Genomic DNA, 25,014 nt, shown 5'->3' on the forward strand with positions numbered 1-25,014 from the left:
CCGGGGAACGCGGGCAATTCTCGCCACTCGCGCGATCACCGGGAACGGATGATCGGCCGCCCCGCCGTGCACGGGCGGCTGCCCGAAGAGGCAATCCGCCTGCGCCTCATACCCCACGCGAACGTGCCCCGGCCACGTCCCGCTCACGCTCTGCCCGCTCGTTCCACGCGCGGCAGCCTGACACACCACGTCCGGGCGGATGCATGGCTGGCGGGAGGGGCGGATGAAGGCGGTTCCGGAGAAGACCCCCACCGCACCGACCCGCTCCGACGCCACTCCCCGCACGGACGGGGCCGCCCCTGCACCCTCCGCTCCGGCCCCGGACCGCCGAAGCATCCAACGCCTGCAACGGGCGGCCGGCAACGCGGCGGTCTCACGTCTGGTGGCCCAGCGCTACACGGCCCCGGTCAAGCCGTCTCCGGCCCAGGCCCCCGCCTTCCGCAGCATGAAGGCAGCCGTGGCGGCGAAGAAGACACGGATCGCCGTCCACCCGCCTGCGGCTGCGGAGTCCAAGGCATCCCAGGACGCGGCGGTCGCACCCCCTGACGACAAGGAAGCTCAGGGCAAGGCGGCCAACGCCGAGAAGATGAACGCGGCGAAGCCCGGCGAGTTCGACAAGAAGGCGTTCGTCGACGCGGTGAACAAGGCGATCGACGCTCAGGCCCCGAAGAACCTCGACGAGGCCGACAAGTTCTCCAAGTCCGGCAAGGCGGACAAGGTCAAGGCAGAGGTCGACGGCAAGGTCACGGACGGCAAGGAGTCCTCAGCCAAGGACATCGACACGGCAACGAAGGCCCCACCGGACACCTCGGCCGCCAAGGACAAGCCGGTCACCCCCCTCACCCCGGACCAGCCCCCAGGCAACCCGGGCGCCCCCTCGCCAGCGGACGCGATCCCGGCGAAGCAACCCCCCGCTGTCACGGACTTCTCCGAGGGCCCGGCCGCCAACGACAAGGAGATGGCGGACGCCGAGGTCACCGAGGACCAGCTGGCCAAGAGCAACGAACCGGAGTTCAACGAGGCGCTGTCGGCAAAGAAGACAGCCGAAACGGACTCCGAGAAGGCTCCCGCGAAGGGCAAGTCCGCCGAGAACCAGCAGCTCAACACCGCCAAGGCAGGCGCGGCGGCCTCAGGCGCCGCCGCCATGTCCGCCCTCACGGCGACGCGCGGCAAGGCCGGCCAGCAGGTGGACGGCGGCAAGGGCGAAACGAAGTCGAAGGACGAGAAGAAGCGCGCCGAGGTAACGGCCAAGCTCCAGAAGGTCTACGACGGCACGAAGAAGGACGTCGAGACCACGCTCTCCGACCTGGACAAGAAGGTCGACACGGCGTTCACGGCAGGCGAGAAGTCGGCCCGGGACGCGTTCACGGCGGATCACAAGCGCCGGATGAAGAAGTACAAGGACAAGCGCTACTCGGGCTTCACCGGCAAGGGCCGCTGGCTGAAGGACAAGTTCGCCGGCCTCCCCAAGGCAGCGAACGACCTCTACCAGGAGGCCCGCAAGCTCTACGTCGCCCAGATGCAGACGGTGATCGGCTCGGTCGCCGACCTCATCGGCACGGAACTGGGCAAGGCGAAGGCCCGCATCGCCAAAGGCCGCACCGAGCTCAAGGCCGAGGTCGACAAACTCCCCGCGGACCTACGCCAGTTCGGCGAGGAGGCGGCGAAGGACTTCGCAGGCAAGTTCGACGACCTTGAAGCCACGGTCAACGAGAAGTCGGAGCAGCTGGTCCAGGACCTCGCGTCCAAGTACACGGCAGCCCTGAACAAGATCGACGAGGAGATCAAGAAGCTCCAGGAAGCCAACAAGGGCCTGATCGACAAGGCGAAGGACGCGATCGTCGGCGTCATCAAGACGATCAACGAACTGAAGAACCTCCTCCTCGGCATCCTCGCCAAGGCCGCCGGCGCGATCATGAAGATCATCAAGGACCCCATCGGCTTCCTGGGCAACCTGGTCAAGGCGGTGGGCGCGGGCCTCAACCTCTTCATCACGAACATCGCCGAGCACCTCAAAACCGGCGTCGTCTCCTGGCTCCTCGGCACCGCAGTCAAGGCGGGCCTCGAACTCCCCCAGAAGTTCGACATGAAGGGCATCATCCAGCTCATCGGCTCACTACTGGGCCTGACCTGGGACAACATCAAGGCCCGCGTCACCCGCAAGGGCGTCCCCGACGAGGCGATGGCGGCGGTCGAAACATCGGTCCCGGTCGCAAAGAGCATCGCGAGCGAGGGCCCGGCGGGCGCGGTCAAGGAAATCCAGGCGGAGGTCGGCGACCTCAAAGCCACGATCCTGCAGAAACTGACGAGCTACCTGATCCCGACGGTGATCATCGCAGGCATCACCTGGATCCTCTCCCTGCTCAACCCGGCCTCGGCGTTCATCCGCGCGGTCAAGGGAATCATCGACATCGTCACGTTCATCGTGAACCAGGGCGCCCAGATCGTGGAGTTCGTCAATTCGGTACTGGACGCGGTGGTGGCGATAGCCAACGGCGGCTCGGCGGGCGTCCCGAAGATGGTCGAGGTCGCGCTGGCGGCGAGCGTGCCGCTGCTTATCGGGTTCCTGGCGTCGTTGCTGGGAATCGGGAGCCTGGCCAACAAGGTCAAGAACGTATTCCATGCGGTGGCGCGGCCGGTGAACCGGGCGATCGACAAGATCGTGAGCTTCATCACCAAAAGGGGAAAAACACTCTGGTCCAAACTCAAGAAAAAGGAGGACAAGGACGACACACCCGGCGGCAAAAAGAAAAGGCTTAACCAAGGTCTCGAAGCCGCCGTTCGAGCGGTCAATAAATATAGCGGACGCCTCGTTTCGCACCGCATCCTCACCTCCCTACTTTTCGCCATTCGCGTCCGATACAGGTTGACTGAACTCAAACCCGTGAAAGTTGATGAAAATTGGACCGTTAAAGGGAAGGTCAACCCCGAAGGGTCCCGATCGACCGAGGCATTGGCCGAGGGTAGTGAACCCCTACTCGACAGCCAGCAGGACGAGACTCTCGTCGCCGAGGCCAACCATTACATTTCAGACTCCGAGGGTAATCAAACTGCTACACTACACCCAGTCACCATCGAGCTAAAGTATACGGAAAATTATGAATACAAAAAGACTCCAGGCGTATATCACAGCATGCCGAAGCATGAATTCAGACGTAAAGCAAGAGCACTGCAGGAACTAGGGAACCAAGGGAAGTTATTCAAGTCCAAGAGCGCCGCCCGGGGACCCGCTGCCAGCGACTACCGTCAAGACCTGATCGCTCGAATACACAAACAGTTCGGATCACGTAACCCTGAATTCTCCAAACGCCTCATCAGGAGAATAACTCAACGAATGCAACCCGATCACGTTCACGAACTACAACTTGGCGGACTTGATGTCGCGGGAAACTTAAAGTTCTTAGACACATTCACCAATTGGCACATCGGGACTCAGCAGATACGATTGCAAATAAAAGATCTACCGGACGGCACTCCAATACTAATTAGGATAGTCGAGTGACATCAGAATTGCACGCCATGATCGCTATCGCCCGGGAACGGCTAGATGACATCCCGGATGGAATTACATTCGCCGACTTCCCTCCAGGATCCCGGGCGGCTGCAGCTGCCGATTACCCTGGCAAGCTCGGCGAACTGCTGGGGGGATCCGATGGCCCTCGCTGCCAGGCCATCGTTATTTATCCCTCAAGCATAGTTAATGAAGCTCAATATCTCTGCGAAGAGTATGAAGGAGGAGGGGAAAGATGGTTCTGCTTCGGCCACGTCGAAGATAACCCGCTACTTATCGAACGGAATTCCGGGCATGTCTATCAATTCCCCCACCCCGTGCAGGAGTGGCGAATTAGCGATCACCTAGAATTCCTTTCTCGCGATGTTCCCGAGTTTTTCAATCGATACGCCATGGGTGAACAGTATCTAACTGTCGCACCCGGACGAGATCGATGGTACGACTTCATGCTCACCCTCAGTCCACGCACATAGATTGGAACTACCCTTGCTTGACCATCAGGACCTCGTAGACCAGTGGGGAATGAAAAGATTAATTCACTTCCCAGTGGACAGATATCGCCAGCTTCTTAATTTCGACCTCACCCTCCTCCCTCCCAATGGGGCAATTCCAACATTCCTACCCTCTGTATTCACAGTGAATATCAACGGGCCTGCAAGGCTGTTCAATGTGATCGAAATGCACTTGGGCGCAGAAGTATTACGTTTCATTGCGATAGGGGCGGCACCTGATGATCCAGACCTACTGTTCTGTCTCGACACGAACACAGGAGCGGTGGCATTGGTCGATATCAATCAACCAGCAATCGAACTTGCCAATTCTTCTGTTCGCACCTTTGTGCAATTCTTGACATCCCTGCAGCAACTCCTGAAAAACAACGGAAAGGGGCACCCTATTCGAGCCGGAGAGGTCTCACGCCTGAACAGGGAACTCAGATCGATCGATTCCGCCGCTTTTGCTGATCCAGAATCCTGGTGGTCGGTTGTTTTTCTGCAGCTCGCAAACTGACCTCGGCACCGGCTCACAGCTTGTGCCGTGCCGAACACACCCCTCCCCGGTACATCGCGTTTGGGGCAGAGCCGGATCAAGGTGACGGCAACGATGCCGCTCAAAACGTGGGCTCTCCTGTCGCATTTCGCGGCTGCGCCACGAGCCGCCACGGTTTCGAGCGAGGTGAGAGGCCCCCACCGAGACGGGCTGGCGCTGCCGGACAGCCCAGGGACGCCTGCAGTTGCAGGGCTCAAGGGACAAGCTGCTGTGCTTGCATTGCGCGGCAGGATGACCAGTAGGCAAGGCTTCGCCCTCTACTCCGCCGGCAGCGAATGCCACAGGGCTCACTTTTGCCCACCGACAGCCATGTTCGGCAATCTACCGCGCTTCGGGGGCCTTAGAGCTCGTAACACGATCTTGCTGAAACGTCCTGGTTGGCCGTGACCGGTGTGATGATTCGGCCGTTCGTGAGGGTGTGAGTACTCGACCGTGGATCGTGGACGACGACTTGTGGGCACTGATCGAGCCGCTGCTGCCTCCATGGCCGGAGCGGTCGCCGGGGCCGCGGCCGGTGTCGGACCGGCTCTGTCTTCAGGGGATCCTGTTCGTCCTCTACAACGACATAGCCTGGCAACTCCTCCCGCTGGAGCTGGGGTTCGGCTCTGGGCAGACCTGCTGGCGGCGACTGGACCGGTGGCAGAAGGCAGGGGTTTTCGACCGGCTGCACCGGGTTCTGCTTGCGGAGCTGAACGCTGCCGGTGAGCTCGACTGGTCGCGTGCGTGTGTGGACGGTTCCCACATCCGCGCGAAAAAGGGGGACCTGACACCGGTCCGTCGCCGGTCGACCGGCGGAAGACGGGCAGCAAACACCACTTGATCTGCGACGGACGTGGCACCCCGCTCAAGGTGATCACGACTGCGGCCAACGTCAATGACGTCACCCAGACCCTCGCCCTGGTCGACGGCATCCCGCCCGTCGCGGGCCGCCCCGGCCGGCCGCGCCGCCGACCAAAAGCCTTGCTCGGCGACAAGGGGTACGACTCCAACGCCCACCGCGACGAGCTCCGTCGCCGACGGATCCTGCCCGTCATCTCCCGCAAGGGATCACCGAACATCAAGGGCATCGGCAAGCTCCGCTACGTGGTGGAGCAGACCTTCGCCCTGCTGCACCACTTCAAACGCCTCGCCGTCCGCTGGGAACGCCGCACCGAACTCCACGACGCCTTCATCTCCCTCGCCTGCGGCCTGATCTGCTGGAGACGCCTCAAAAGGGTCAGATCATGATCGTGTTACGAGCTCTTAGGGGCGGCTGCGTCGGTTGCCGCCAGGCCGGCGGAGTTGAGGGAAGTCGCGGTCGCCCCGTTCGGCCGCCTCAGTCGCCAAAGATGGACCACCGACCTGTTTTGAAGGGCAGGTTCGGGCACGGAATCATGGGTCCAGGATCTGCGCCGCAATCTTTTATGCCTTCGAGTGTTACAACGAACACTTGCTCGGGATTGGCCGGAATACCGCGAACATCGAACCGCCCCTTGTCATTCCGGATGTCCTGTACGTGGGCCCCTTCCGCATCCCGATACTCGGCCTCAAAAATGAAGTTACAGTCTTTAATGCCAGATGATACTTCGGTGCGCAGACCTCCGGGAGTTGCCCCGCTTCCCAGATCTATCTTCTTGAACGAGAAGTAAGGTTTCACCTTATTCTCATCCCCGTGAAGGCCGAGAGGCGTATCTGGCTTAGACAGATTGAACAGCATTCCCTCGTAGTCCCCCCCTCCTCCATACTCAAAAAGGATCACCGTCTTTGCTGCGGCGGGCCTGCACTTAGCACCCTTGGCCCGTACACCCGTGATCACCAAGCTGGCATCCCTGTCGCTGAAGAGGTCTATTAGCCAAACCTCGGTATAGCCGTCGGCTTCGCGCAGTGCCGGTACTCGCAATTCTTGTCCGCTGTGAGCAGCAACAATCTTCTCAAGGTCCTTGAAGTTCGCCCCTGTTTTGGTGTTTGCCTTGAATAACTCCTTCCTTTCCTCTGCCCCAATGGGGCGATCAAGGATGAACATATGATTGTCTTCAGATTTATCCTAGCGGACGATCGAAGTGAAAGCAGGGCCCTCCCGGTCTAAGTTTTCTTCCACCTTCTTTGTGTGGCGGGTTGTCTGTTCAGTTGAAAAATAGTCAAGGCCATAGGGGAAGGCCCACGCCAAGGCCGCAACGGCAACAAGGGTGAGGAGAGACCAGATGACCCTGCGGCGTCTTTGATCCGGCGGGTCATCCAGCGCACCTGGAATGACCACCCCAGTGATCACATCAAGCGCACTGTTTGACGGAGGGGTTGTGGGAGGTGGCGTGGGGGCGGGCGGGCTAGCTGGTGGTGAGGCGGGCGTGGTTGAGCCAGCTGAAGTTGTGGTGGTGGGAGTGCTCTCGTCTCTCGTGGGGGACGAACCCCCCGAGGCGGATTCGTCGTTCGCAGATGAGCCTGTCGATGTGTCCGAACCATGCATGATGCCCTCGAGGGAATTGACGTCAATGAGCTGGGGGTACATGATGCATCGGGCTGGTGGCGCAACTCAACAGGCCTCAGGGTGAGGCCTGTTGTCTGGGTAATGGTCGCCGGACAGAGGTGCCATGACTGTCTCTATGTTCCGGCTGGCCAGTTCGCCAGACGGCCCTGAGTTTTCGGGACCTTCCGCCCTGGGGAGCCGGTCCTTGACCCGGACTCCGGCGAGTACTACCCCGGCCCGGACGCGATCATCTACACCGGTTCCGGTGCGATCTTCTCGTCCGGCGGTCCCGGCCTGGTTCTGTCCCTAGAAGGGCAGGCTTACGCCGACGACACCCGAAACCGGTACCGGCTACTGACGCCCCTGAACGTACCGCTCGCGTCGCGTGAGGACCACGTGCGCGTCACCGTGGCCACGCAGGATCCGGGCCTGATGAACAGGGTGTGGAGGGTCGTGGACATCTCGGACGCCAACTCGCTCGCCATCGTCCGTACGGCGTGGCTGGACGAGTCCACCCAGACGACCTGGGCGTGAGCCGATGCCGCTGGATCTTTCCCAGGCCAGGACCGCACTCGAAGCGCAGCTGACCGACACGGTGCTGATCTCCCGTACAGCCGGCCAGCCCGCCCTCGACCTCGTGACGGGGGAGCCCGGCCAGACTCCGACCACGGTGGTGTACGAAGGGCCGGGGGCAGTGCTGTCCACGCACGGGCAGATCGTCTTCGGTCAGGTCCTCGGCCAGGGCTGACTAGCCGAGGGCTCCGCCTGATACCGGCTCGTGACGCCCGTGGCGGCGCCGGTTGCGCTGCTCGGCGACCTGGTCGAGGTCGTCACCGAGACGGGTGGCCTGGCCCGCCGCATTTGGCTCGCCGGCGACGTCACCGAAGCACCCACGGTGGAGATCTGCCGTTCCACCCGGCTGATAGAACGCATTGCCACCGCGTCCAGCGCCATCTGACCCGCGGCGTATTGGCGGCCTCGCGCACGTCGCGGAGGCCGCAGTGCTGTCCGGACCCCTTCGTAGGCTGAACGGCATGGATGATCAGGCGCACTGGGCGCGGATTACAGCCGCCCCCCGCCAATGGGGCCGTGGCACTCGACTCCCGCGACATCTCTTCCCAGGTATCCGGGCACGACCTTCGCCACCGCGCGGGGCGGCCGGCCGAGTTGGTCCTGTTCCTGTCGCCCCCAATTAAGGACGAGTTCGACGGTTTGGCGCGCGTCGTCGTAGGCGTGCCTCCGGACCCAGGGCCGGCCGCCGCAGCGTTCCTGTCGGCGATCAACGCAGGCGAGTTGGAGCGCAACACCCTGGCCCGGTACGACCTTTTGGACGGGGGCCACACGAGATGACCCGGGCGATGCTGCGGCTGCTGCAGGACTGGGCGTCCGGGCTGTGGCAGCCACAGGTGACCGGATAGTGGCGCCCCCCGCTCCCAGGCCCGGGCGCGGGCGCGGGCGCCTTCAGCAACGCGGACGAGAGGGCGGTGCCGTCGGGGCGATTGAACACCTGGTCAGAGATGTGTGTGTACGCCGTTCTCCTCGCGATTCGGGGGAGGGATGAAGAAGGGAGAAGGGGGAAAGGGCCGCCCGAGCTCGGCGCGCGCGTCAAGGCCGGTCCGGGCCGAACCGCTCGTCGTCGGGGTCGGGCACGGCCAGCATCGACTCGGCGCCGCCCTCGAGCATCTGGGCGATTTCCGCCGAGCGCGGCAGCATCGTCTTCTCGTACACGCGCACCGCGTCGTCGACGGTGGCGGAGTTGACGAGTGCGAGCGCGAGTTCACTGGCGTCGAGCATGGCCAGGTTGACGCCGACGCCCAGCGGGGGCATGAGGTGTGCGGCGTCTCCGAGGAGCGCCACGCCGGTCGCGTGCTCGCACGTGTGCGGCACCGGCAAGGCGAGCAGGGGGCGGTCGACGTAGGCGCCGTCGTTCTCGGTGATCATCCGGAGCGTCTCGGGTGACCAGTCCGCGTACTCGGCGCGCAGGTACGCACGGATGCCTTCGGTGTCCTCGGGGTGGAGCCCCTGCGCCGCGATCCAGTCCATGGAGACGCTCTGCATGATGTAGACGCGCATGTGGCCGCCGCTGTTCCGCTGCGCGAAGAGGCCACGCTTCCCGTCGGCGGCGTGGGCACTGCCCTTCCCCACCAGTGCGGACAGCTCGGGGTGCGCGGCCTCCATGTCGTCGAAATGCGCTTCCAGGAAGCTGACCCCGGTGTACTGCGGTATAGCGGACGACACCGCAGTGCGTACGCGGGAGAAGGCGCCGTCCGCGCCGATCACGAGGTCGGTCTCGACGGTCGTCCCGTCGGCGAACGTCAACACGCGGGGGCCGTCTGCCGGTTCACTCACCGACTCGAGCGTGCGGCCCCACTGGACCGTCCCCTCGGCGAGTGAGCGCAGCAGAAGGTCACGCAGCTGTCCGCGGTCGATCTCGGGCTTGGTCGCTTCGCCCTCCTCCGGCACATGGTGGGAAAGGAGGGTGCCCGCCGGGTCCAGGTGGCGCATTTCCTGCCCGTCGAACCTGGCGAGCGCGAAGAACTCCTCCAGCAGGCCCGCTTCTCGGAGTGCGATCTGGCCGTCGTCGTCGTGCAGGTCGAGCGAGCCTCCCTGGTTCCGGGAGTCCGCGTCCGGATCGCGGTCGTACACGGTCACCGCAATGCCGTGCTGCTGCAGGATGCGGGCACAGGTGAGGCCTCCCGGGCCGGCACCGATGATGCCGATGCGTGCGCTTGCGGGTGTCGGAGAGTTCAGGTCCACGGTGGGTTCCTTTCGTGGTCGGGGCTCCGGTGACGCCGCGGCGCGGCGATGTCCGGTGCCGCGCCCTGGTGGGCGGCAGCCCCTGCCGGAACCAGAAAAGCAGAACGAGTCAGAAACTGCAACGGTTCAAGTTTCTGCTTCATTCCAGCTATGGGGTACGGTGGGCGTCATGCCCGAGACCCCGGCCGTTGGCCGCCGCGAACGCAAGAAGGCCGCGACCAGGCAGGCCATCGCCGATGCCGCCCTGGAGCTCTTCCTGGAGCACGGCTTCGAAGGAGTGAGCGTCCGAGACGTCGCCGAGCAGGCCGATGTATCGACGACGACACTCTTCGCGCACTTCCCGAGCAAAGAGTCGCTGGTATTCGACCGCGAAGCGGAAGTCGAGGCCGCGTTGACCGCCGCCGTCCGCGAGCGGCCCGAGGGCCAGGACGTGGTCGAAGCGCTCCGCGCGCACGCGCTGACGTCGTGGGGGCAGTTGGAGTCGGATCCGCGTCGCGAGCGGTTCGCCGCACTGGTGCAACAGACGCCCGCGCTCCACGAGTACTGGGAGCGCATGTGGATGCGGCACGCGGGCGCCCTCGGTGCCGCGATCGCGGAGGAACTCGGCCGGGAACCCGATGACCTCGCCTGCGCGGCCCTCGCCCGGTTCGTCCTGGAGGTCCCGGCCCTGGCCACGGACCGGCACGATCCACGCGCCTCCGTGGAGACCGTGTTCGATCTTCTCATCCACGGATGGCAGGCGTCACAGCTCGGCTCCGGTGATGGGGGCACGACTGCGGGCACGCACGAGCGGTAACGCATTCGAGCGTCCTGCCCGCCCATGCCGGACGATGTCGTCGTCACTCATAGGCCGCCCACACCGGCAGCGACTTCATGCAGCCTCGACTGGCTGCTACTGCACTTGATCGGGTGATGTCGGGCTGTTCGCCAGACAGCGTGCGGATGGCCTCGGCTACCCTCGTTCCCCTGTCGGCGTAATCATCAGAAGATGCCGAAGAAGCGATCTGACCAGCTGGGCCGCTGAACGTGCGAGGGCAGTCGGCTCGGCCCGTCGTAGTCGCTCTCCAGCAGTTCCTCGGCAACCACGACATAGCCAAGCTCGACCAGCGCCCGGTTGACCTTGGCAAGGTCCTTGCCGTCCAGCCCGCCCTCGGCCTGGGCGTCATCCGTTCCGAAGAAGGCTCCCGGGTTGTCGGCGCAGACCTGAGCCAGTGAGCCGAACTTGCTCACGCAGACGACGATCCGGGTGCCGCATACGGTCGTGTCCCCGGGCACGACGACGCGTCCGTACTCGCTGGAGTCCTGGGTGTCCCGCTCAACCATGCAGCGAGCTGCGAAGTCACTCTCGAGCCGGGCCACCAGAACCCCGAAGTGGACTGCGGCCTTGCCACGGTCGTAGTACTGCGGCCACTCCAGCCACTCCGGATCATCGAGCTCACGCAGCAACACCAGCAGATCCGCTTCGCTCCCGGCCATGTGCTCATCTTGACGCAGCAGCCATCCGCGGAGCAGCTCGGAACACCACCACACTGACCGTTCCCCGACATCACCCACTCAAGTTCAGCAAACGCCCCGCCTCCCCCGCGCCAACCGGAGTTGAGAGCGAAGTGGGCGGATACACACGCTCCCACAGCCGCCATGGCCGCATCCACCCCGTCCACTTCGCTCTCAACTTCCCCGCCGCCACCGCTCCGCCGCGCGTGGCCCCGGGACGGTCGGTTGAGCCGTTCGCGACTATTGATCGATTCCGATCCTGCTAATTAGCTGATCGGCATGACTGAGCTCGGCCCCGTCCCCTGGCCGCCCGCCCCGATCAGGACCGCGAGGCTCGTGCTCCGTGAGCCCGAGGCCCGGGACCGTGCGGCGCTCATCGAACTGTTTGCCTCGAAAGAGGCGGGTCTACCTCGGTGGCCCCCGGCCGCATGATGAGCTCGAACACGAAATTCCGGGGGGGTAGCTGTCCGTTGACAATGAAGTCAGCCGCTCTGCCAACGAATCCAGCCGAGTGACGAATGGCTTCCAAACCTCAAGAAGGGTGGAGGGGGCCCTTCAAAACCCCGAGGCTTGCTCTTTCGGGTGCCAGACCGCTTCGGACCAGCCATACTCCTCGAATGCGTCGGGAACCTGCCCACAGGAGGCGTAGACGCTGATGAACAGAGTCGTGGTCGAGTCGTTCCACCGCACGTCGACCTGGTCGCCACCTTCCGGATTTTCGAATCGGAAGCCCAGCTCGCGGAAGGTTGCCCCTGCACGGTCGCCTTCGTGGGTGAGTTTCCAACCCTGCTGCACCAGCCGCTGACGCACGCGCCGCTGCGCCTCCAGGGCGGTGGCTTGGGGGACATCGGGCACGTTCCAATCAAGCCCGAAGCTACGGACGTCGCTTCGTGGCTCGTCAATGTGGGCGATGCCCCTCAGTCCGTTGTAGTAGCAGGCGCCGGTATCGACACTGCCCGATTCCGCGGCGTACTTGCCGGGCAGTGCGAAGCCGTCGTACACCCAGTCGGACCGGGCCTTGAGCCGTTGCGCGACCGCGTCGGGGTCGGCCGAAGGGTACGGCGTGCCGTTCCACACGGCGTTCCCCGCCACCGCGGCAGCGACCAGCACCACCCCTGTGACGGCATACAGGGCGGACCGCCCGAACGTCCGGGCTCTACGTACAGGGGTCTTGAACATGCATGTGACGGTAAGTGTCAGCATTGCGCGACGCATGAGTAGCCGTACCCAGACACCTAACGATGCCAACGCGTCAACTACGGCGGCGAGTTCGGTGTCGCTCACGGCGCGGCCTCGCGACGTCGGGTCACCCGGCAGGCGATCCGGCAAGATGTCGTTGCCAGACGGCCTGAACCATCAATCCAGTCCGCGCAGGTCAAGGAATCAGGTTCGGCTATCTTCCGTGTCCAAGGACAGTACCCAGTCGGCGCCCCAGACGATTCGTCGCAGATCTTGACGGAGCGATGATCGGCCAGATCACGCTCACCAGAGAAGCGGAGAACCTGCGCCCGGCTGCCGGAATGGCCGAGCTCGGCTACCTGTTCCTGCCGGAGGCATGGGGAGGTAGGTACGCCGCCGAGGCATGCGTCGCTGCACTCGGCTGGTTCGCCGGCGCGCTCCCTGGCGCGCCTGTGGTGCTCACCACCCAGACCGCCAACATCCGTTCGATGCGCCTCGCGGCAAAGCTGGGGTTCATCGAGGTAGAGCGCTTTGAGGCCTACGGCGCCGAACAGTGGTTCGGCATGTGGTCCCCGCTCGCACTGTCCGATTGAGCTCACCTTCGACAGCGTGGGTCGCAGCGCATCTCGCCCCCCGCTCACGCTTCATCGCCGGTGCGGAAGGCAGTTGGACCAGGCAGTTGGGCCAGGCCGCTCGCTGTTCCCCTCTCTGCCCCCCTGTTGCACCAACCGTGGACGGTGCACTGACACCCTTGCGCCGTGATGGCCGCAGTGCGCCAACGCCACACACCTAGACGGCCGTTGCTCACGTCTCGGCCGGCTTCCCCCCGCGTCGACGGGAAAGAGCGCCGAGCGGCATACCCGCCCCCTCAGCACCTACGCGCACTCCCTTGTCAGGCGCGGGCTTTTCTGTTCTCGTATGGGAAACAGCGTTTCCCATACCCCTTGAGAGAGGTGACCACGTGATCCGCCGACCGCGGTGCGCGGTCCCCGCCCTGCTGTCGGCAGCGGCGTCCTCGCTCTCCTGCGCCTCCTCGCAGCGCTGAACCGGCTCCGAGCTCGTTCTGCAGCGGCTTGACCGTTGGCGCCGCGCAGATCTCCGCCCCTGCCCATACTCCGCCAGCCCCTGACACCCGCTCGCGGACCCGTGCCCGCGCCGCACGCCCACCCCGCCTCATCGAAAGGACGGCACCGTGACCGCATCGGAGAAGGTCCCGAAGGAACAAGCGGACCAGTTCCGTGAGTTCACGGTGTTTCCCGGACGTCCGGCGGTACGTGTCAGGCGGGGCGACCCCGCGCCCTTCGGGTGGTGGCCGGCCGTGTGTATCGCGCTGGTGGCCGCCGTCGACCGGATCGAGTACAACCTCCTGGCCGGAGCACTGCCCAAGATCCAGGAGGAGTTCGGATTCGGTGACGCGGCCGCCGGTGGGATCGCCACGGCCGGGTCGATCGCCGCAGTGGTCCTGTTGCTGCCCGCCGGGAGGATCGCCGACCGGGCCCACCGCACCAAATCCGTCGCCGCCGTGGTCGCCGTGTGGGCCGTGCTCACGGTGGGCACCGGTCTTGCCGCCGGCTACGCCACGCTCTTCGCGGTCCGGGTGCTGCTGGGTGCGGCCGGGCAGCTCTACAACCCGCCCGCCTCCAGCCTGCTGGCCGACTTCCATCCGGGCAGCGGGCGGGGGCGCGCCTTCGGGTTCGAGCGCATGGCCTACTTCGGCGGCCTCCCGGTCGGAGTCATCGCCGGCGGTGCGCTCGCCGAGTACGTGGGCTGGCGCGTCGGATTCTTTCTCGTCGCCCTGCCCGGCATCGCCATCGCTTTGCTGGTCCTGACCCTGCGGGAGCCCCTGCGCGGCACCGGGGACCGACTCACCGTCTGGTGCCAGCAGGAGCCCGGCGTACCCACGGAGGAAGAAGCGCAGCCCCCGGGAGCGTCGGCCGCGGAACCGCCCGCTCCGGAATCGTCGACCCCGGAATCGTCCGCCCCGGAATCGTCGGCAAGGCAGCAGATCGGGGAACTTCTCGCCATCCCCACCCTGCGCTCCGTCGTCGCCGGACTGAGCATCGTCTTCTTCGGCCTCGGCGGACTCTTCTACTGGATGCCCTCCTTCTACGACCGCAAGTTCGGCTTGGGCGAGGCCGACGCGGCAGCCGTCGCCCGGCGGGGCCGGGCTCGTCGGCATCGTGGCGGGCATCATCCTGGGCAGCCGGCTGGGAGACCGCCACCACGGGGTCCGGCCCGGCTGGCGCATCACCCTGGGGGGCGCCGGGCTCGTACTCGGGACGTGTGCGCTCGCGGGCGCTGTGGCCTCCCCCTCCCTCGCGCCCCAGATCGCCTGCTTCGCCCTCGCCAATTTCGGGTTCGCGGTGGCGCTGGCCAATCTCACCGCCGCCAACGCCGACGTCGTCGCCGCCCAGCGCCGGGGGCTCGGCTTCGCCGTGCTGCAGATGGTGATGAGCCTCGCGGGCTCTCTCGGCCCATGGCTCATCGGGGTGGTGTCCGATGCCACCGGGTCACTCGGAACCGCGTTCGCCGTCGTGCTCGCACCACTCGCAGTCGGCTGTGTCGTCGTCCTCCGCGCGAGGAGCACGTACGACGCCGACGCGTCCCGGGCGCTGGCGCGTTCAGTGGCGAGCGACCGCTGAGGACAGGCGACGGCTCGCCGCCCGTCGCTTCCTCCGTCAAGGATCAGATCCAGCTGCGTCGGTCCGGTCCACGACTTCAATGCCGGTCCACGACTTCAGCGAAGTAGGGCCAGCCGTCCACTTCGAGATTCTGCACCGATGCCCAGTGGAGTGGAATAGATACCCTTGCTGATTCAGCCAACTCCCTGTCCACACAGGCTAGTTACTGACACTCTCATCTGATCCACATCCAGCACCCGAACGGGAGACGCATCATGGTCAGCGCGAGAAGAGTTCTACACCGTCTGGCAGCCACCGCGAGCGCCGCACTGATCGCCCTGGGGACGGGCCTCCTCGGAGCAAGCCCGGCCGCGGCTGTCGACTACTACTACGAACTGCCCTTCCCGGCGGGCGAGGCCTACACGGTCACCCAAGGGCCGGAGTCGACGTACTCGCACACCGGCCCGTACAACGAATACGCCTGGGACTTCGGGCTCCCGGCGGACTACGAGGTGTCCGCCGCGCAGGGCGGGACCGTTCTCGTGTCGGACTGGTCCGTCTACACGGGGAACGGCATCGAGGTCATCATCAGGCACTCCAACGGCCAGTGCACGCAGTACATACACCTCAACAAGGCGATCTACAACACCGGTGACTGGGTCCCGCAGGGCCGGGTCATCGGCTGGTCGGGCAGCACCGGTGCCGCCACCGGGCCGCACCTGCACTTCCAGGTGATCGACTGCAACACCCGTGTCAGCCTCCCGGCCACGCTCCAGGGCTGGACGCCCTACACCGGATCCGCGCCGGTGAGCGTCAACACCCGGGCCTGATCGGCCCCTTCTGTTCCTGCATCACGTGGTGCGGCAAGAACACGCCCACGCGGATCAACAGCCGGCCCTCGCGTCCACCGACACCACCACGGCCGCGAGGGCGGTTGTTGTCATGTATCGGACATCTGCACGGGCAGCGACTTGAGACCGTTAATGAAGTTCGACACCAGGCGGCGTGGCGGGGCCGCGAGCCGGAGCGGGCCGGGCGGGAGTACGCGGCACGCCTCCTCGTACAACGCACGCAACTGCAAGCGCGCGAAGTGCGCGCCGAGGCAGACGTGCGGGCCGTCGCCGAAAGAGACGTGCGGGTTCGGGGAGCGGGCGAGGTTCAGGACGAACGGGTCGGGGAAGACGCGCTCGTCGTGGTTGGCCGAGGCGTGGAAGACGACCACCTTGTCGCCGGCCCGGATGCGCGTGCCCGCCAGGTCCGTGTCCTGTGTCGCCGTGCGGCGGAAGGTCAGTACCGGTGGGTGGCGGCGCAGTAGTTCGTCCACCGCGGTGGTGAGCTCCACCTCGCCGTTGCGCAGACTGGCGTACGCCTCGGGGTGCTCGGCCAGGAGGTTCAGGCCGCCGGGGGCCGCGCTGCGTACCGTGTCGTTGCCCGCCACCACCAGCAGGAAGAAGAACATCTCCAGTTCCGGCGCCGTCAGGTCGGGGTCGGTGGCCAGGGCGGTCATCACGTCGTCGGCGGGGTGTTCGCGCTTGTGGGCCGCCAAGACGTGCGCGTAGTCGAACATGTCACGCAGCGCCGCCGGCGAGCGCGGGTTGACCGGCCTGCCGTCCGGGCCGAGTACCGGCGTCCCCGCCTCGTCCGGGTCCTGGTAGCCGATGACGCGCCTGGTCCAGTGCAGGAGAAGTGCACGGTCGGTGTCCGGTACGCCCAGGAGGTCGGCGAGGTTGAGCAGGGCGTAGTCGTCGGTGACCTGGGTGACGAGGTCGCACCTGCCGTCGCCCGCCCTCGCCTCGGTGACGGCACGGGCGAGCAGGTCGCGGGCCCGTTCACGTACGACCGTCTCGAAGCGGTCCACGCGCTTCGGGGTGAAGGCGCGGCTGACCAGTACGCGCAGCCGCCGGTGGTGCGGTGGGTCCTGGTTCAGCATCATGCGCCGGATGAACGGCAGGTCGGCCGGGTCCGGGTCGCGGATCTGGGTGGCGCCGAGGTACGAGGAGTACGTCGACGAGTCCTTCAGTACGCGGACGGTGTCCCGGTACCGGGTGACCGCCCAGAAGCCCGGGCCCGCCGGCCAGCCCAGTACCTCCGGCTCCTCCTGCCACGCCACGGGGTGGTGGTCGCGCAGGTGGCGGTAGCGGTCGTGGGGGATGCCGCGTCCGTACTGCCTCGGGTCGAAGACGTCCGGTACGGGCACCGGGGAGGCGGGGCCGCTCACTCCGTCGCCTCACCGCCCTCGGCGTCCGCCCGCAGGAAGTCCTCCACCACCCGGATCAGGTCGAGCGGAGCCTCGTCCATCGCGTAATGGCCGCACGAGGGCAGCTCCACCAGTTCGGCGCGCGGGAACCACCGCATCCACGTGGAACGTTGCAGATCCGCGGAGAGGGCCGGGTCCAGCGCTCCCACCACCGCCAGGGCCGGCACGGAGAAGCCCTCGATCCGGTCGTGGAAGTCCTCGCCCGCCCAAGAATCCAGCCAGGCCCGGAACGCCTTCGCGTCGCTGCACTCGACCGAGCGACGCACCATGCGATCCAGCCAGGCCGCCGGGCGCCGGCCTCCGGTGGTGATGTCGAGGATGACCCGGCGGTTGTCCGGGTTCCGCGCCGCCCCGGCGAACAGCTCCCACTGCTCGGGCGGCAGCGGCAGGCCGGACGCGGGGACCGGCGACACGCCGATGATCCTGCGCACCCGCTGCGGCGCCGCGGCCAGCGTCCGCTGGATGACGGAGCCGCCCATCGAGTGGCCGATCAGGGAGAACCGGTCCCAGCCGAGCCGGTCGGCCAGCGCGAGCACGTCCGCGGCGCCCTCAGCCGTGGTGTATGCGCCGTCCGCGTCCCTCGCCTCGCCGTATCCCCGCAGGTCCACCGCCGCGTACTGGAACGAACCGGCATCGAGGTCCGGCAGCACCGGGTCGTACGCGGACCGGTCGGCGAACCAGCCGTGTACGGCGATCACCTTGTGCGGGCCGTCGCCGTGCAGGGCATGAGGCAGAACGGACAGAGCGGTCACACTGGCTCCCGTCAGAGCGTCGGAGTACGGCGGTGATCTGTCGGTCAGTCAACAGCCCGTCCGCGTGCCCGCCCACGGTGGCGGTAACCATCGGCCCGCGCAAGGGCACACGCGGAGTCGGTCGTAACGGCCACACCCGTGCAGCGGTTTCAGGTTTCAGGACCAGCCGATCTCGCCGTGCCGGGAGACGAATCGTCCGGTGCCGGCGCCGGGCTTCTCCGTGGCGAGGGCGACGATCGCGTCCGTGCCCTCGGTGACGGTTTGCGGACCGCTGTGGCCGTTGAGGTCGGTCGCGGTGTAGCCGGGGTCGGCGGCGTTGACGCGGATGCCCTTGAGCCCCTTGGCGTACTGCGTGGTCAGCATCGTCAGGGCCGCCTTGGAGGAGGCGTACAGCGGCACGACGACCTGCGACTCGGGCCGGTCGGCGTCGTGGGTGAGGGCGAGCGAACCCATGCCGCTGCTGACGTTGACGATCGCGGGGTCGTCCGAGCGCCGCAGCAGCGGCAGGAACGCGGTGGTGGTGCGGATGACGCCGATGACGTTGACGTCGAGGACGGCGTGGGCGTCGACGGCGGTGAGGCCGCTGGGATCGCCGGCGGGGCCGTGCACGCCGGCGTTGTTGATCAGGACGTCGATCCTGCCCTCGTGTGCGGCCACGTCCGCGGCCGCGGCGGCCGCGGACGCGTCGTCGGTCACGTCGATGGGAACGTAACGTCCGCCGAGCGCGGCGGCGGCCTCCTCACCCTGCTCACGGTCACGCGCTCCGACGAGGACGGTGTGACCGCACTCGATCAGACGGCGGGCGGTCTCGCGGCCGAGACCCTTGTTGGCTCCGGTGATGAAAGTGATCGTCATGCGGTCGATACTGGGCCCGCCGGGGAAAACGGACCAGGGACGCTTCGACGGTAGGAAGACCGGTACCACCCTCACGTCCGCACGCGCGACCGGTGATGCGGAAGGATGGAGATCATGCCGACGACATCCGGAACCGGACTGGGCGAGATGATCCGTACCTGGCGGGACCGGCTGCCCCCGTCGGCCGCCGGACTGCCGGTGTCGCACGGTCGCCGGGCCGCCGGGCTGCGGCGCGAGGAGCTGGCCGACCTGGCCGGGGTATCCGTCGACTACGTCGTGCGCCTGGAACAGGGGCGGGCCGTGACCCCTTCGGAGTCGGTGGTGGCGTCCCTGGCGCGCGCCCTGCAGTTGACCTCCGCCGAGCGGGACCACCTGTACCGGCTGGCCCGGCTCGCGTCTCCGGTGGACGGCGAGGTCTCCGACCATCTCCCGCCCGGCGTGCAGCGGGTGCTTACCCGCCTCGGGGATGTGGCGGTTGCCGTGTTCGCGGCGGACTGGCAGCTCGTGTGGTGGAACCGTGGGTGGGCCGCTCTGCTGGGCGACCCCTCCGCCTCGCCGCCCCGGCTGCGCAACTTCGCCCGCGACAGGTTCCCGGTGGAGCCCGGCCCCGCCCACCTCGCACGGTGGCCGGTGACCGAGACGGACCGCGACACCACCGATGCGGCCATCGTCTCCGACCTGCGCCGAGCCACCGGCCGATTCCCCCGGGACAGCCGTCTGGCCGCGCTGATCCGCGATCTCAACGCCGGCAGCAGGAGGTTCGCGGAGCTGTGGGCCGCCGGTGAGGTGGCCGTGCATCGTGAGGATCACAAGACCATCGACCATCCGTCGGTGGGCCCGGTCGCGGTGGACTGCGACGTCCTGACCGACGGCGACTCCGAACTCAAGATCGTCATCATGACCGCCGTGCCCGGCAGCGAGGACGAGACCAAGCTCCGGCTCATCGCCCTCGCCGGTTCACCGGCCACCGCGCACACATGAACCGACCCGGGAGCCCGCCCGCCCCTCACCCCTGAACCAGCCCCAGATACGGCCCGAACTCCGAAGCCAGCGTCAGCCGGCCCAGCTTCTGGTACTCCCGCTGGATCGCGTGGATCAGGGTGGTCATCGTGACCGCGCCCCCCGTGTCCGCCGCCAGGTACGCCGCCGTCACCGCGATCGAGCGGATGTTGCCGCCCGCCAGCTCGAAGTTCTCGGCGCAGAACGGGAGATCGAGATCTGTTCCGCGCGGGAGAACCGTCCCCAGGCAGCGTTCCCAGAGCAGCAGGCGTTGTTCCGGATCCGGGACGGGGAAGTCGATGACCAGGTCCAGGCGGCGGGTGAACGCGTCGTCCAGGTTGGCGCGGAGGTTGGTGGCGAGGATGGCCAGGCCGTCGAAGGACTCCATGCGTTGGAGGAGGTACGCGCTCTCGACGTTCGCGTAGCGGTCGTGCGCGTCCTTCACGTCCGAGCGCTTGCCGAAGATCGCGTCCGCCTCGTCGAAGAGCAGGACGCCGTTCACGCCCGCCGCCTCGGTGAAGATGCGTTCCAGGTTCTTCTCGGTCTCGCCCACGTACTTGTCGATGACCGTCGCCAGGTCGACCGTGTAGAGGTCGAGGCCGAGGTCGGCCGCGATCACTTCCGCCGACATCGTCTTGCCCGTACCGGAGTCGCCGGCGAAGAGGGCCGATACGCCCCGGCCGCGGCCTCCTCCCGGACGCATGCCCCACTCCCCCAGGACCCGGTCCCGGTGGCGGGCGCGAGCGGTGAGTTCGCGGAGTTGGGCGTGGGCGTCGGGTGGCAGGACCAGGTCGTGCCAGGTCACCGCGGGTTCGATGCGCCGGGCCAGGCGGTCCAGACCGGCCGCGTTCTGGGCACGGGCTCCCTGGCGTACGTGGGCGGGGGTGAGGGTTCCGCCGTCGAGCTGCGCCGTCTGGGCCGCGCTGCGGGCCGCGCCGGTGACCTGTTCCGGGGTGAGGAGGAAGGGTGCGAGGAGGTGGTTGGGGTCGATCGTGGCAGGCAGGGGGGCCGAGGTCGTGTGCTCGTACGCGTCGCTCCACAGCGCGCCGCGTGCCGACGGCTCCACCCTGGGGGCGTGCAGGAGCAGCGGCGGGACCGTCGACCAGGACGCGTCCCACGGCACCCTGCCCACCATGACCGTCGGTACGGATGTGGCCGTGAGCAGCCTGAGCAGGTGCGGGTGTTCGCGGGACAGCGCGTCCAGCGGGGCGCAGACCAGGCCGGCGTGTGTCAGCCGGGCTTCGCGGACCAGGGAACGTACGGCGTCGGCCGGCGCCGGGTCCTCCGCCAGGCGGGACAGGTCCAGGCCCAGGACCCTGCGGCCCGCGAGGGTGAGCGCCGATGCGGCGAGGGCCGTGCCCGCGCCGCCCTGGTCCTCGCCCAGGTAGGCCAGCGGGAGCCCGCCGGCGAGGACTCGTGCCAGGGGTGCGGGATCTCCGACGCCCGCCACCGCGTGCCAGGGAGCCAGCAGGTCGGCGAGGCGAGGGTCGTTTGTGTCGTCGCCCAGGAGGTGGGCGGTGACGCGGTCCGGGACGCGCAGTGCTCGGCTCAGGAACGGCCGGTCGAGGTCCTCGGCCAGGAGCAGGCCGGCGTGACGGAGCGGGGCGCGGGCAGCCAGCCGGCCCCGCGCGACGGCGTCGGCCGGTGACAGTCCGCAGAGGCCGAGCGCCAGGCCGATGGACGGGCGGCGGCGGGTCACGTCGTCGTTGAGGTAGCCGTAGAACGCCTCGAAGCGGTCGTCCAGGTCCGGTACGAGCGCGATGACCAGGATCTCGACGTCGAGTGCGGTGAGCCCGAAGTCGGCTTCCAGCGCGGTGAGGCGGGAGCCGGGAACCTCCACCGGGCCGCCCTCCCCCGCCATCGGTTCCGGGAAGCCGCGTACCCCGTCCTCATCCAGCAGCCGCGCGATGTTCTCGTCCGCGAGGTACAGCCCCCGGAACTCGTTCTCCGGGTCCGGATCCGTGCGCTGCCGGAGCTCGACCGCGTGACGGACGCGCTGCTCGACGCCCACCGCGCGGGCGAGCAGGTGGCGCAGGTTCGGGTCGTCGTCCCGATGCTCCGGGGGTGTCATGCGGTGCTGTCCTCCGTACGGCCGTCCTGGGTGCGCCGGTTCTCGGTGATCCGGAGGGCGAGACCCCGGCGGGGCTCGTTGGAGCCGGGTGCGGTCTCGGGTGCGGGTCGCCCCGGGCGGCTGCCGTACACCGGGAGGCCGCCGCGTCCCGGCATCGGATCGCGTTGCGGTTCCGCGGGGGGCGGTACGTCCCCGAAGTGCGCCCGGAGCCCTTCCTCCCCCACCGGCGGGCCCGCCGTGTATGTCGGGGAGGCGGTCACGGGGACGCTGACGACCAGGTCCAGCGAGGGTTTCAGCTCGCCGCCCAACGCGCTCCACACGTCCGCGAACGAGCGGTCCTCCGGCGGTGGCAGCGCGATCGACATGGGGACGGCGGCCCCTATCTCGGCGAGGGTGCCGCCCAGTCGTTCCGGGGGCAGCGCCTCGTACGCGAGCAGGCAGGCGAGCAGGGAGGACAGCAGCCGGTGTTCGTCCTCGGGGCGCTTCGTCCAGGCGGTGATCAGGTACGACAGCTTGAAGTAGCGGGGCGGGCGGCGTCGTGCGACGACGGTGCCTCGCTCGTCGTACTCGTTGTGGAGCCCGCGCTCCCGGCGCCGCATGTCCTCGCGGATGTCGTAGAGGTAGAGGTTGACCATCGGGGCGTTCACCTTGGCCGCCCACTCCCGGGTCGGTGCGTCGAAGACCACCGCGATCTGGCCGCCTTCGAGCACCTCCGCCCGGATCAGGGAGCGCAGTACGTCGTCCACCTCATGGATCATCCGTGGATCGCCCCTCTCACGTCCGGCCCTTGAAGTCCGGTGGCTGCAGGTTGCGTTGGACCACCAGGACCGGTTTCTGGAGCCGGGGCAGTCTGCGAATGCCGGCGCGCAGGATGCGCGGGCCGAGGGTGTCCTTGCGGAGCACCAGCATCTGTACCTCGAACGTGCCGTCGCGCCCCACCCGGACGCCCGACCGGTCGGCCGTGATCCCGATGTTCCAGGTGAGGTCCACCGTCTCGCCCGGCGGATAGTCCTTGCCGCGCGCCAGCACGGGCTGCCCCGGCTTGGCGACCTGCGGGGTGACGGTGAGGGAGGGCTTCAGCACGCGCAGCCGCGCCCTGTCCTGGTTGTTGGCCGTGCTGCGGTCCGGGACCGTGCCGCGCGCCGTGGCGCGTACGTCCCCGGTGATGGCCGCCCGGTACGTCGCCCTCTGCGTCACCTCGATCCGGCCGCCCGCCGGAATCGTGCACGGTTTGGCGGCCGTGCAGCGGGTGAGGGGCTGCAGGTCGCGGTCCTTCGGCGAGGACGGGGCAGGCCAGGTCGCGCCGATGACGACTTCCCTGGCTGTGTCCGGGCCGGCGTTGGTGACGGTGAACCGCGCGCCGGCCGGGCGGGTGACGTACGTACGGTCCGGGCTGACGTCGACGTTGACTGCGACCTCAGCCGAGGGCGGAACCGGGCCCGGCGGCGACGGGGGCTCGGACGGTGGCGGGGGCGGCAGTACCTCGAAGCGTGCGGTGTCCGTGCCGGTGTTGCCCGCCGCGTCCGTGGCCGAGCAGGTCACCGTGGTCGTTCCGACGGGGAACAGGGAACCGGATGCGGGGGTGCAGGTCACGGGCAGCGTGCCGTCCTGGGCGTCCGTCGCCGTCGCCGTGTACCTGACGCGCGCCCCGTCGTCGTTGTCCGGCCAGGAGATGCGGTCGTCCACCGTGACGACGGGGGCGTCGATGTCGTTGACGTCGATGCTGATCTGCTGCTGGAAGTCGGGGTCGGCCGCCGCGGCGGGCCCGATCGTGTCCGTCCCCGGCACCTGGGTGCCGAGCAGGAACTGCACCGTGCAGGTGAGGGTGGTGCCCTGGGGTGCGTCGTCCGACACGTCGATGGTCTCGGCGAAGTGGGCGGTCTCGCCGCTGGTCAACTGTCGTGTGGGCGGGTCGAGGGCGACGGTGAGGTGGGGGTCGCAGTTGTCGAGGCGGTAGCCGACGGAGGTGGGGAGGTTGTCGAAGCCGTCCATGATCGCCTGGGCGACCGTGTCGGGCTGGATTCCCTCCAGCAGACGCCCCTGGGTCGCCTCGATGATGCGCGTCGCTTGCCCCGGCGTGGTCGGCGGGTCTTCGACGTAATTCGGGTCGCCCGCGTCCCCGTTGCCGTTCAGTCCGTCGCCGATCGGACTGTCCAGGTCGATACCGATCACCCGGACGCCCTTGTCCTGAAGGTCGAAGATCGTGTCGTCGATGCTGTGACCGTTGCTGGGTGCGTGACTGGAGGCGTCGCCGATCAGTACGACGACCGGGTTGGACCCCTCGCGGAAGGCCGTCTTGCCTCCTGCCCCGTCCGCTATCTGCCACAGTCCGTTGATCCAGTCCTCGGAGGGGCCACGACTGCCGCCCCCCAGGTGCGCCCTCAGAAGGTCGACGCCCGCCTGAGCCTTGCCGACGTCACCGGTCAGCTCCTGCAGAACCTCGAAGCCCGCGCCCGGGTCGACTTCCTGGTCGCCGAACGTGGCGACGGCGAAGTGGGTGTCGGGCTGCTCCGCCAGGATCCGCTCGGTGATGGCGGGAAAGTTCTCCTGCACCTTCCGGATGGGTACCGGCATGCTGTTCGTGCCGTCCACCAGCAGCACGACATCCGGCTTCGGCGGAATGGCCGGTGTACGCACCGACTTGTCCACCCCCGTCGACCCGCCCGGGTCGAGCGCCTCGTGCAGGCTCGCCGGAGTGACCCACGGCTCCGGAGGCACAGGGACGGCCGTGGCCACGCCCGTCCCCGCCGAGGCGGGGGCGAGACCGGCGGCCAGCAGGAGCAGAACGAGCGCCGCCGACCGCCGCGCGCCCATGAGTCCGCGTGATCGTGTCGCCGGCTGAATCCACCGCACCGATTCTCTCCCCCGCACCCGGACCTCCCACCGAAAGAACTGCGCCCACACGATCGCGCGGGCGCCGATCCGCCGCAGCGGGAGGTGAGTCACTTCCCCGGGAAGGCGGGGCTGCCCTTTGGGGCAGCCCCGCGCAGCAACAGCACACCCGGCCCCCGCCGCGGTCCGGGCAGGG

Annotated in this window: 21 protein-coding genes and 4 pseudogenes; 15 read left to right on the plus strand and 10 right to left on the minus strand. The window is 67.4% G+C overall.

The genetic code is table 11. The annotated features are described in order from the left end of the window. The first annotated feature begins 223 nt into the window (after positions 1-223). From ACIBJG_RS18720 to ACIBJG_RS18735, 4 genes are all read left to right on the plus strand, one after another. Complete coding sequence (locus ACIBJG_RS18720) at positions 224-3,502, plus strand: hypothetical protein (protein WP_399308623.1); 3,279 nt, start codon at positions 224-226, stop codon at positions 3,500-3,502. Then, the gene (locus ACIBJG_RS18725; RefSeq protein WP_399308624.1) at positions 3,499-3,984 is read left to right on the plus strand and encodes a hypothetical protein; all 486 of its coding nucleotides are present in this window, start codon (positions 3,499-3,501) and stop codon (positions 3,982-3,984) included. Before ACIBJG_RS18720 ends, ACIBJG_RS18725 begins: the two co-directional genes overlap by 4 nt. A gap of 13 nt (positions 3,985-3,997) precedes the next feature. Then, on the plus strand, positions 3,998-4,519 hold the full coding sequence (locus ACIBJG_RS18730) for an SUKH-4 family immunity protein (RefSeq protein WP_399308625.1): 522 nt from the start codon (positions 3,998-4,000) through the stop codon (positions 4,517-4,519). 457 nt (positions 4,520-4,976) lie between these two features. Beyond that, positions 4,977-5,785 (plus strand): IS5 family transposase gene (locus tag ACIBJG_RS18735; RefSeq protein WP_399308626.1). Its coding sequence is split into 2 segments (ribosomal slippage): positions 4,977-5,294 and positions 5,297-5,785, totalling 807 coding nucleotides; the frame shifts between segments, so codons are not numbered across the junction. Between the two features lie 88 nt (positions 5,786-5,873). Here ACIBJG_RS18735 and ACIBJG_RS18740 read toward each other — a convergent pair. Further along, positions 5,874-6,560: a hypothetical protein gene (locus ACIBJG_RS18740; protein ID WP_399308627.1), complete on the minus strand. Its 687-nt coding sequence runs from the start codon at positions 6,558-6,560 to the stop codon at positions 5,874-5,876. A gap of 639 nt (positions 6,561-7,199) precedes the next feature. Between ACIBJG_RS18740 and ACIBJG_RS18745 the strand changes: the two are divergent. The 4 genes and pseudogenes from ACIBJG_RS18745 to ACIBJG_RS18760 form a co-directional block, all read left to right on the plus strand. After that, positions 7,200-7,535 (plus strand): annotated as a pseudogene (locus tag ACIBJG_RS18745) (DUF6093 family protein); the annotation flags it as partial. A 4-nt stretch (positions 7,536-7,539) separates the two neighbouring features. Then, positions 7,540-7,749, plus strand: a complete 210-nt coding sequence (locus ACIBJG_RS18750; RefSeq protein ID WP_399308628.1) for a DUF6093 family protein — start codon at positions 7,540-7,542, stop codon at positions 7,747-7,749. Positions 7,750-7,788: 39 nt separating this feature from the next. Continuing rightward, the gene (locus ACIBJG_RS18755; protein ID WP_399308629.1) at positions 7,789-7,959 is read left to right on the plus strand and encodes a hypothetical protein; all 171 of its coding nucleotides are present in this window, start codon (positions 7,789-7,791) and stop codon (positions 7,957-7,959) included. 131 nt (positions 7,960-8,090) lie between these two features. Next, positions 8,091-8,351 carry a hypothetical protein gene (locus tag ACIBJG_RS18760; RefSeq protein WP_399308630.1) on the plus strand — a complete coding sequence of 87 codons (261 nt, stop codon included), beginning with the start codon at positions 8,091-8,093 and terminating at the stop codon, positions 8,349-8,351. 255 nt (positions 8,352-8,606) lie between these two features. Here ACIBJG_RS18760 and ACIBJG_RS18765 read toward each other — a convergent pair whose 3' ends face one another. Next, positions 8,607-9,752, minus strand: a complete 1,146-nt coding sequence (locus tag ACIBJG_RS18765) for an FAD-dependent oxidoreductase (protein WP_399308868.1) — start codon at positions 9,750-9,752, stop codon at positions 8,607-8,609. A 175-nt stretch (positions 9,753-9,927) separates the two neighbouring features. Between ACIBJG_RS18765 and ACIBJG_RS18770 the strand changes: the two genes are divergently transcribed. Next, positions 9,928-10,554 carry a TetR/AcrR family transcriptional regulator gene (locus tag ACIBJG_RS18770; RefSeq protein ID WP_399308631.1) on the plus strand — a complete coding sequence of 209 codons (627 nt, stop codon included), beginning with the start codon at positions 9,928-9,930 and terminating at the stop codon, positions 10,552-10,554. 185 nt (positions 10,555-10,739) lie between these two features. Here the strand turns inward: ACIBJG_RS18770 and ACIBJG_RS18775 are convergent, their stop codons facing one another. Then, positions 10,740-11,234 (minus strand): hypothetical protein, encoded by a 495-nt coding sequence (locus tag ACIBJG_RS18775; RefSeq protein ID WP_399308632.1) that lies wholly within the window; start codon positions 11,232-11,234, stop codon positions 10,740-10,742. 297 nt (positions 11,235-11,531) lie between these two features. Between ACIBJG_RS18775 and ACIBJG_RS18780 the strand changes: the two are divergent. Then, positions 11,532-11,706 (plus strand): annotated as a pseudogene (locus tag ACIBJG_RS18780) (GNAT family N-acetyltransferase); the annotation flags it as partial. A 101-nt stretch (positions 11,707-11,807) separates the two neighbouring features. On the opposite strand, the gene ACIBJG_RS18785 reads toward ACIBJG_RS18780, so the two are convergent. Next, a complete protein-coding gene (locus ACIBJG_RS18785) occupies positions 11,808-12,431 on the minus strand; it encodes a hypothetical protein (protein ID WP_399308633.1) in 624 nt (207 codons plus the stop codon). Positions 12,432-12,667: 236 nt separating this feature from the next. On the opposite strand from ACIBJG_RS18785, the pseudogene ACIBJG_RS18790 reads away from it, so the two are divergent. The 4 genes and pseudogenes from ACIBJG_RS18790 to ACIBJG_RS18805 all read left to right on the plus strand — a co-directional run. Beyond that, positions 12,668-13,024: pseudogene (locus ACIBJG_RS18790) on the plus strand (GNAT family N-acetyltransferase); the annotation flags it as partial. Positions 13,025-13,764: 740 nt separating this feature from the next. Continuing rightward, a pseudogene (locus ACIBJG_RS18795) lies at positions 13,765-14,259 on the plus strand (MFS transporter); the annotation flags it as partial. 349 nt (positions 14,260-14,608) lie between these two features. Continuing rightward, entirely contained in the window at positions 14,609-15,073 is a 465-nt protein-coding gene (locus tag ACIBJG_RS18800) for an MFS transporter (RefSeq protein ID WP_399308870.1), read from the plus strand. Positions 15,074-15,327: 254 nt separating this feature from the next. Next, entirely contained in the window at positions 15,328-15,882 is a 555-nt protein-coding gene (locus ACIBJG_RS18805) for a M23 family metallopeptidase (protein WP_399308634.1), read from the plus strand. Between the two features lie 110 nt (positions 15,883-15,992). Here ACIBJG_RS18805 and ACIBJG_RS18810 read toward each other — a convergent pair whose 3' ends face one another. From ACIBJG_RS18810 to ACIBJG_RS18820, 3 genes are all read right to left on the minus strand, one after another. After that, a complete protein-coding gene (locus ACIBJG_RS18810) occupies positions 15,993-17,270 on the minus strand; it encodes a cytochrome P450 (RefSeq protein ID WP_399308635.1) in 1,278 nt (425 codons plus the stop codon). Then, positions 17,267-18,061, minus strand: coding sequence for an alpha/beta fold hydrolase (locus tag ACIBJG_RS18815; RefSeq protein WP_399308636.1), 795 nt, complete (start codon positions 18,059-18,061; stop codon positions 17,267-17,269). Before ACIBJG_RS18815 ends, ACIBJG_RS18810 begins: the two co-directional genes overlap by 4 nt. Before the next feature lie 156 nt (positions 18,062-18,217). After that, entirely contained in the window at positions 18,218-18,916 is a 699-nt protein-coding gene (locus ACIBJG_RS18820; protein WP_399308637.1) for an SDR family NAD(P)-dependent oxidoreductase, read from the minus strand. Between the two features lie 114 nt (positions 18,917-19,030). Between ACIBJG_RS18820 and ACIBJG_RS18825 the strand changes: the two genes are divergently transcribed. Further along, positions 19,031-19,897 carry a helix-turn-helix transcriptional regulator gene (locus ACIBJG_RS18825; protein ID WP_399308638.1) on the plus strand — a complete coding sequence of 289 codons (867 nt, stop codon included), beginning with the start codon at positions 19,031-19,033 and terminating at the stop codon, positions 19,895-19,897. A gap of 25 nt (positions 19,898-19,922) precedes the next feature. On the opposite strand, the gene ACIBJG_RS18830 is transcribed toward ACIBJG_RS18825, so the two are convergent. From ACIBJG_RS18830 to ACIBJG_RS18840, 3 genes are read right to left on the minus strand one after another with little or no spacing between them, the layout of a single operon-like run. Continuing rightward, entirely contained in the window at positions 19,923-21,986 is a 2,064-nt protein-coding gene (locus ACIBJG_RS18830; protein WP_399308639.1) for an ATP-binding protein, read from the minus strand. After that, on the minus strand, positions 21,983-22,744 hold the full coding sequence (locus tag ACIBJG_RS18835) for a DUF4255 domain-containing protein (RefSeq protein WP_399308640.1): 762 nt from the start codon (positions 22,742-22,744) through the stop codon (positions 21,983-21,985). Before ACIBJG_RS18835 ends, ACIBJG_RS18830 begins: the two co-directional genes overlap by 4 nt. 16 nt (positions 22,745-22,760) lie before the next feature. After that, positions 22,761-24,800, minus strand: a complete 2,040-nt coding sequence (locus ACIBJG_RS18840) for an HYR domain-containing protein (RefSeq protein WP_399308641.1) — start codon at positions 24,798-24,800, stop codon at positions 22,761-22,763. Positions 24,801-25,014: the final 214 nt, after the last annotated feature.

Source organism: Streptomyces sp. NPDC050422, assembly GCF_044458665.1.
Lineage (GTDB): Bacteria > Actinomycetota > Actinomycetes > Streptomycetales > Streptomycetaceae > Streptomyces.

Bases quoted from the DNA above. Each gene is read 5' to 3' on its own strand.
- ACIBJG_RS18805 (WP_399308634.1), top strand. From the start codon at position 15,328: ATGGTCAGCGCGAGAAGAGTTCTACACCGTCTGGCAGCCACCGCGAGC.
- ACIBJG_RS18785 (WP_399308633.1), bottom strand. From the start codon at position 12,431: ATGTTCAAGACCCCTGTACGTAGAGCCCGGACGTTCGGGCGGTCCGCC.
- ACIBJG_RS18775 (WP_399308632.1), bottom strand. From the start codon at position 11,234: ATGGCCGGGAGCGAAGCGGATCTGCTGGTGTTGCTGCGTGAGCTCGAT.
- ACIBJG_RS18720 (WP_399308623.1), top strand. From the start codon at position 224: ATGAAGGCGGTTCCGGAGAAGACCCCCACCGCACCGACCCGCTCCGAC.
- ACIBJG_RS18750 (WP_399308628.1), top strand. From the start codon at position 7,540: ATGCCGCTGGATCTTTCCCAGGCCAGGACCGCACTCGAAGCGCAGCTG.
- ACIBJG_RS18825 (WP_399308638.1), top strand. From the start codon at position 19,031: ATGCCGACGACATCCGGAACCGGACTGGGCGAGATGATCCGTACCTGG.
- ACIBJG_RS18835 (WP_399308640.1), bottom strand. From the start codon at position 22,744: ATGATCCATGAGGTGGACGACGTACTGCGCTCCCTGATCCGGGCGGAG.
- ACIBJG_RS18740 (WP_399308627.1), bottom strand. From the start codon at position 6,560: ATGTTCATCCTTGATCGCCCCATTGGGGCAGAGGAAAGGAAGGAGTTA.
- ACIBJG_RS18840 (WP_399308641.1), bottom strand. From the start codon at position 24,800: ATGGGCGCGCGGCGGTCGGCGGCGCTCGTTCTGCTCCTGCTGGCCGCC.
- ACIBJG_RS18830 (WP_399308639.1), bottom strand. From the start codon at position 21,986: ATGACACCCCCGGAGCATCGGGACGACGACCCGAACCTGCGCCACCTG.
- ACIBJG_RS18820 (WP_399308637.1), bottom strand. From the start codon at position 18,916: ATGACGATCACTTTCATCACCGGAGCCAACAAGGGTCTCGGCCGCGAG.
- ACIBJG_RS18770 (WP_399308631.1), top strand. From the start codon at position 9,928: ATGCCCGAGACCCCGGCCGTTGGCCGCCGCGAACGCAAGAAGGCCGCG.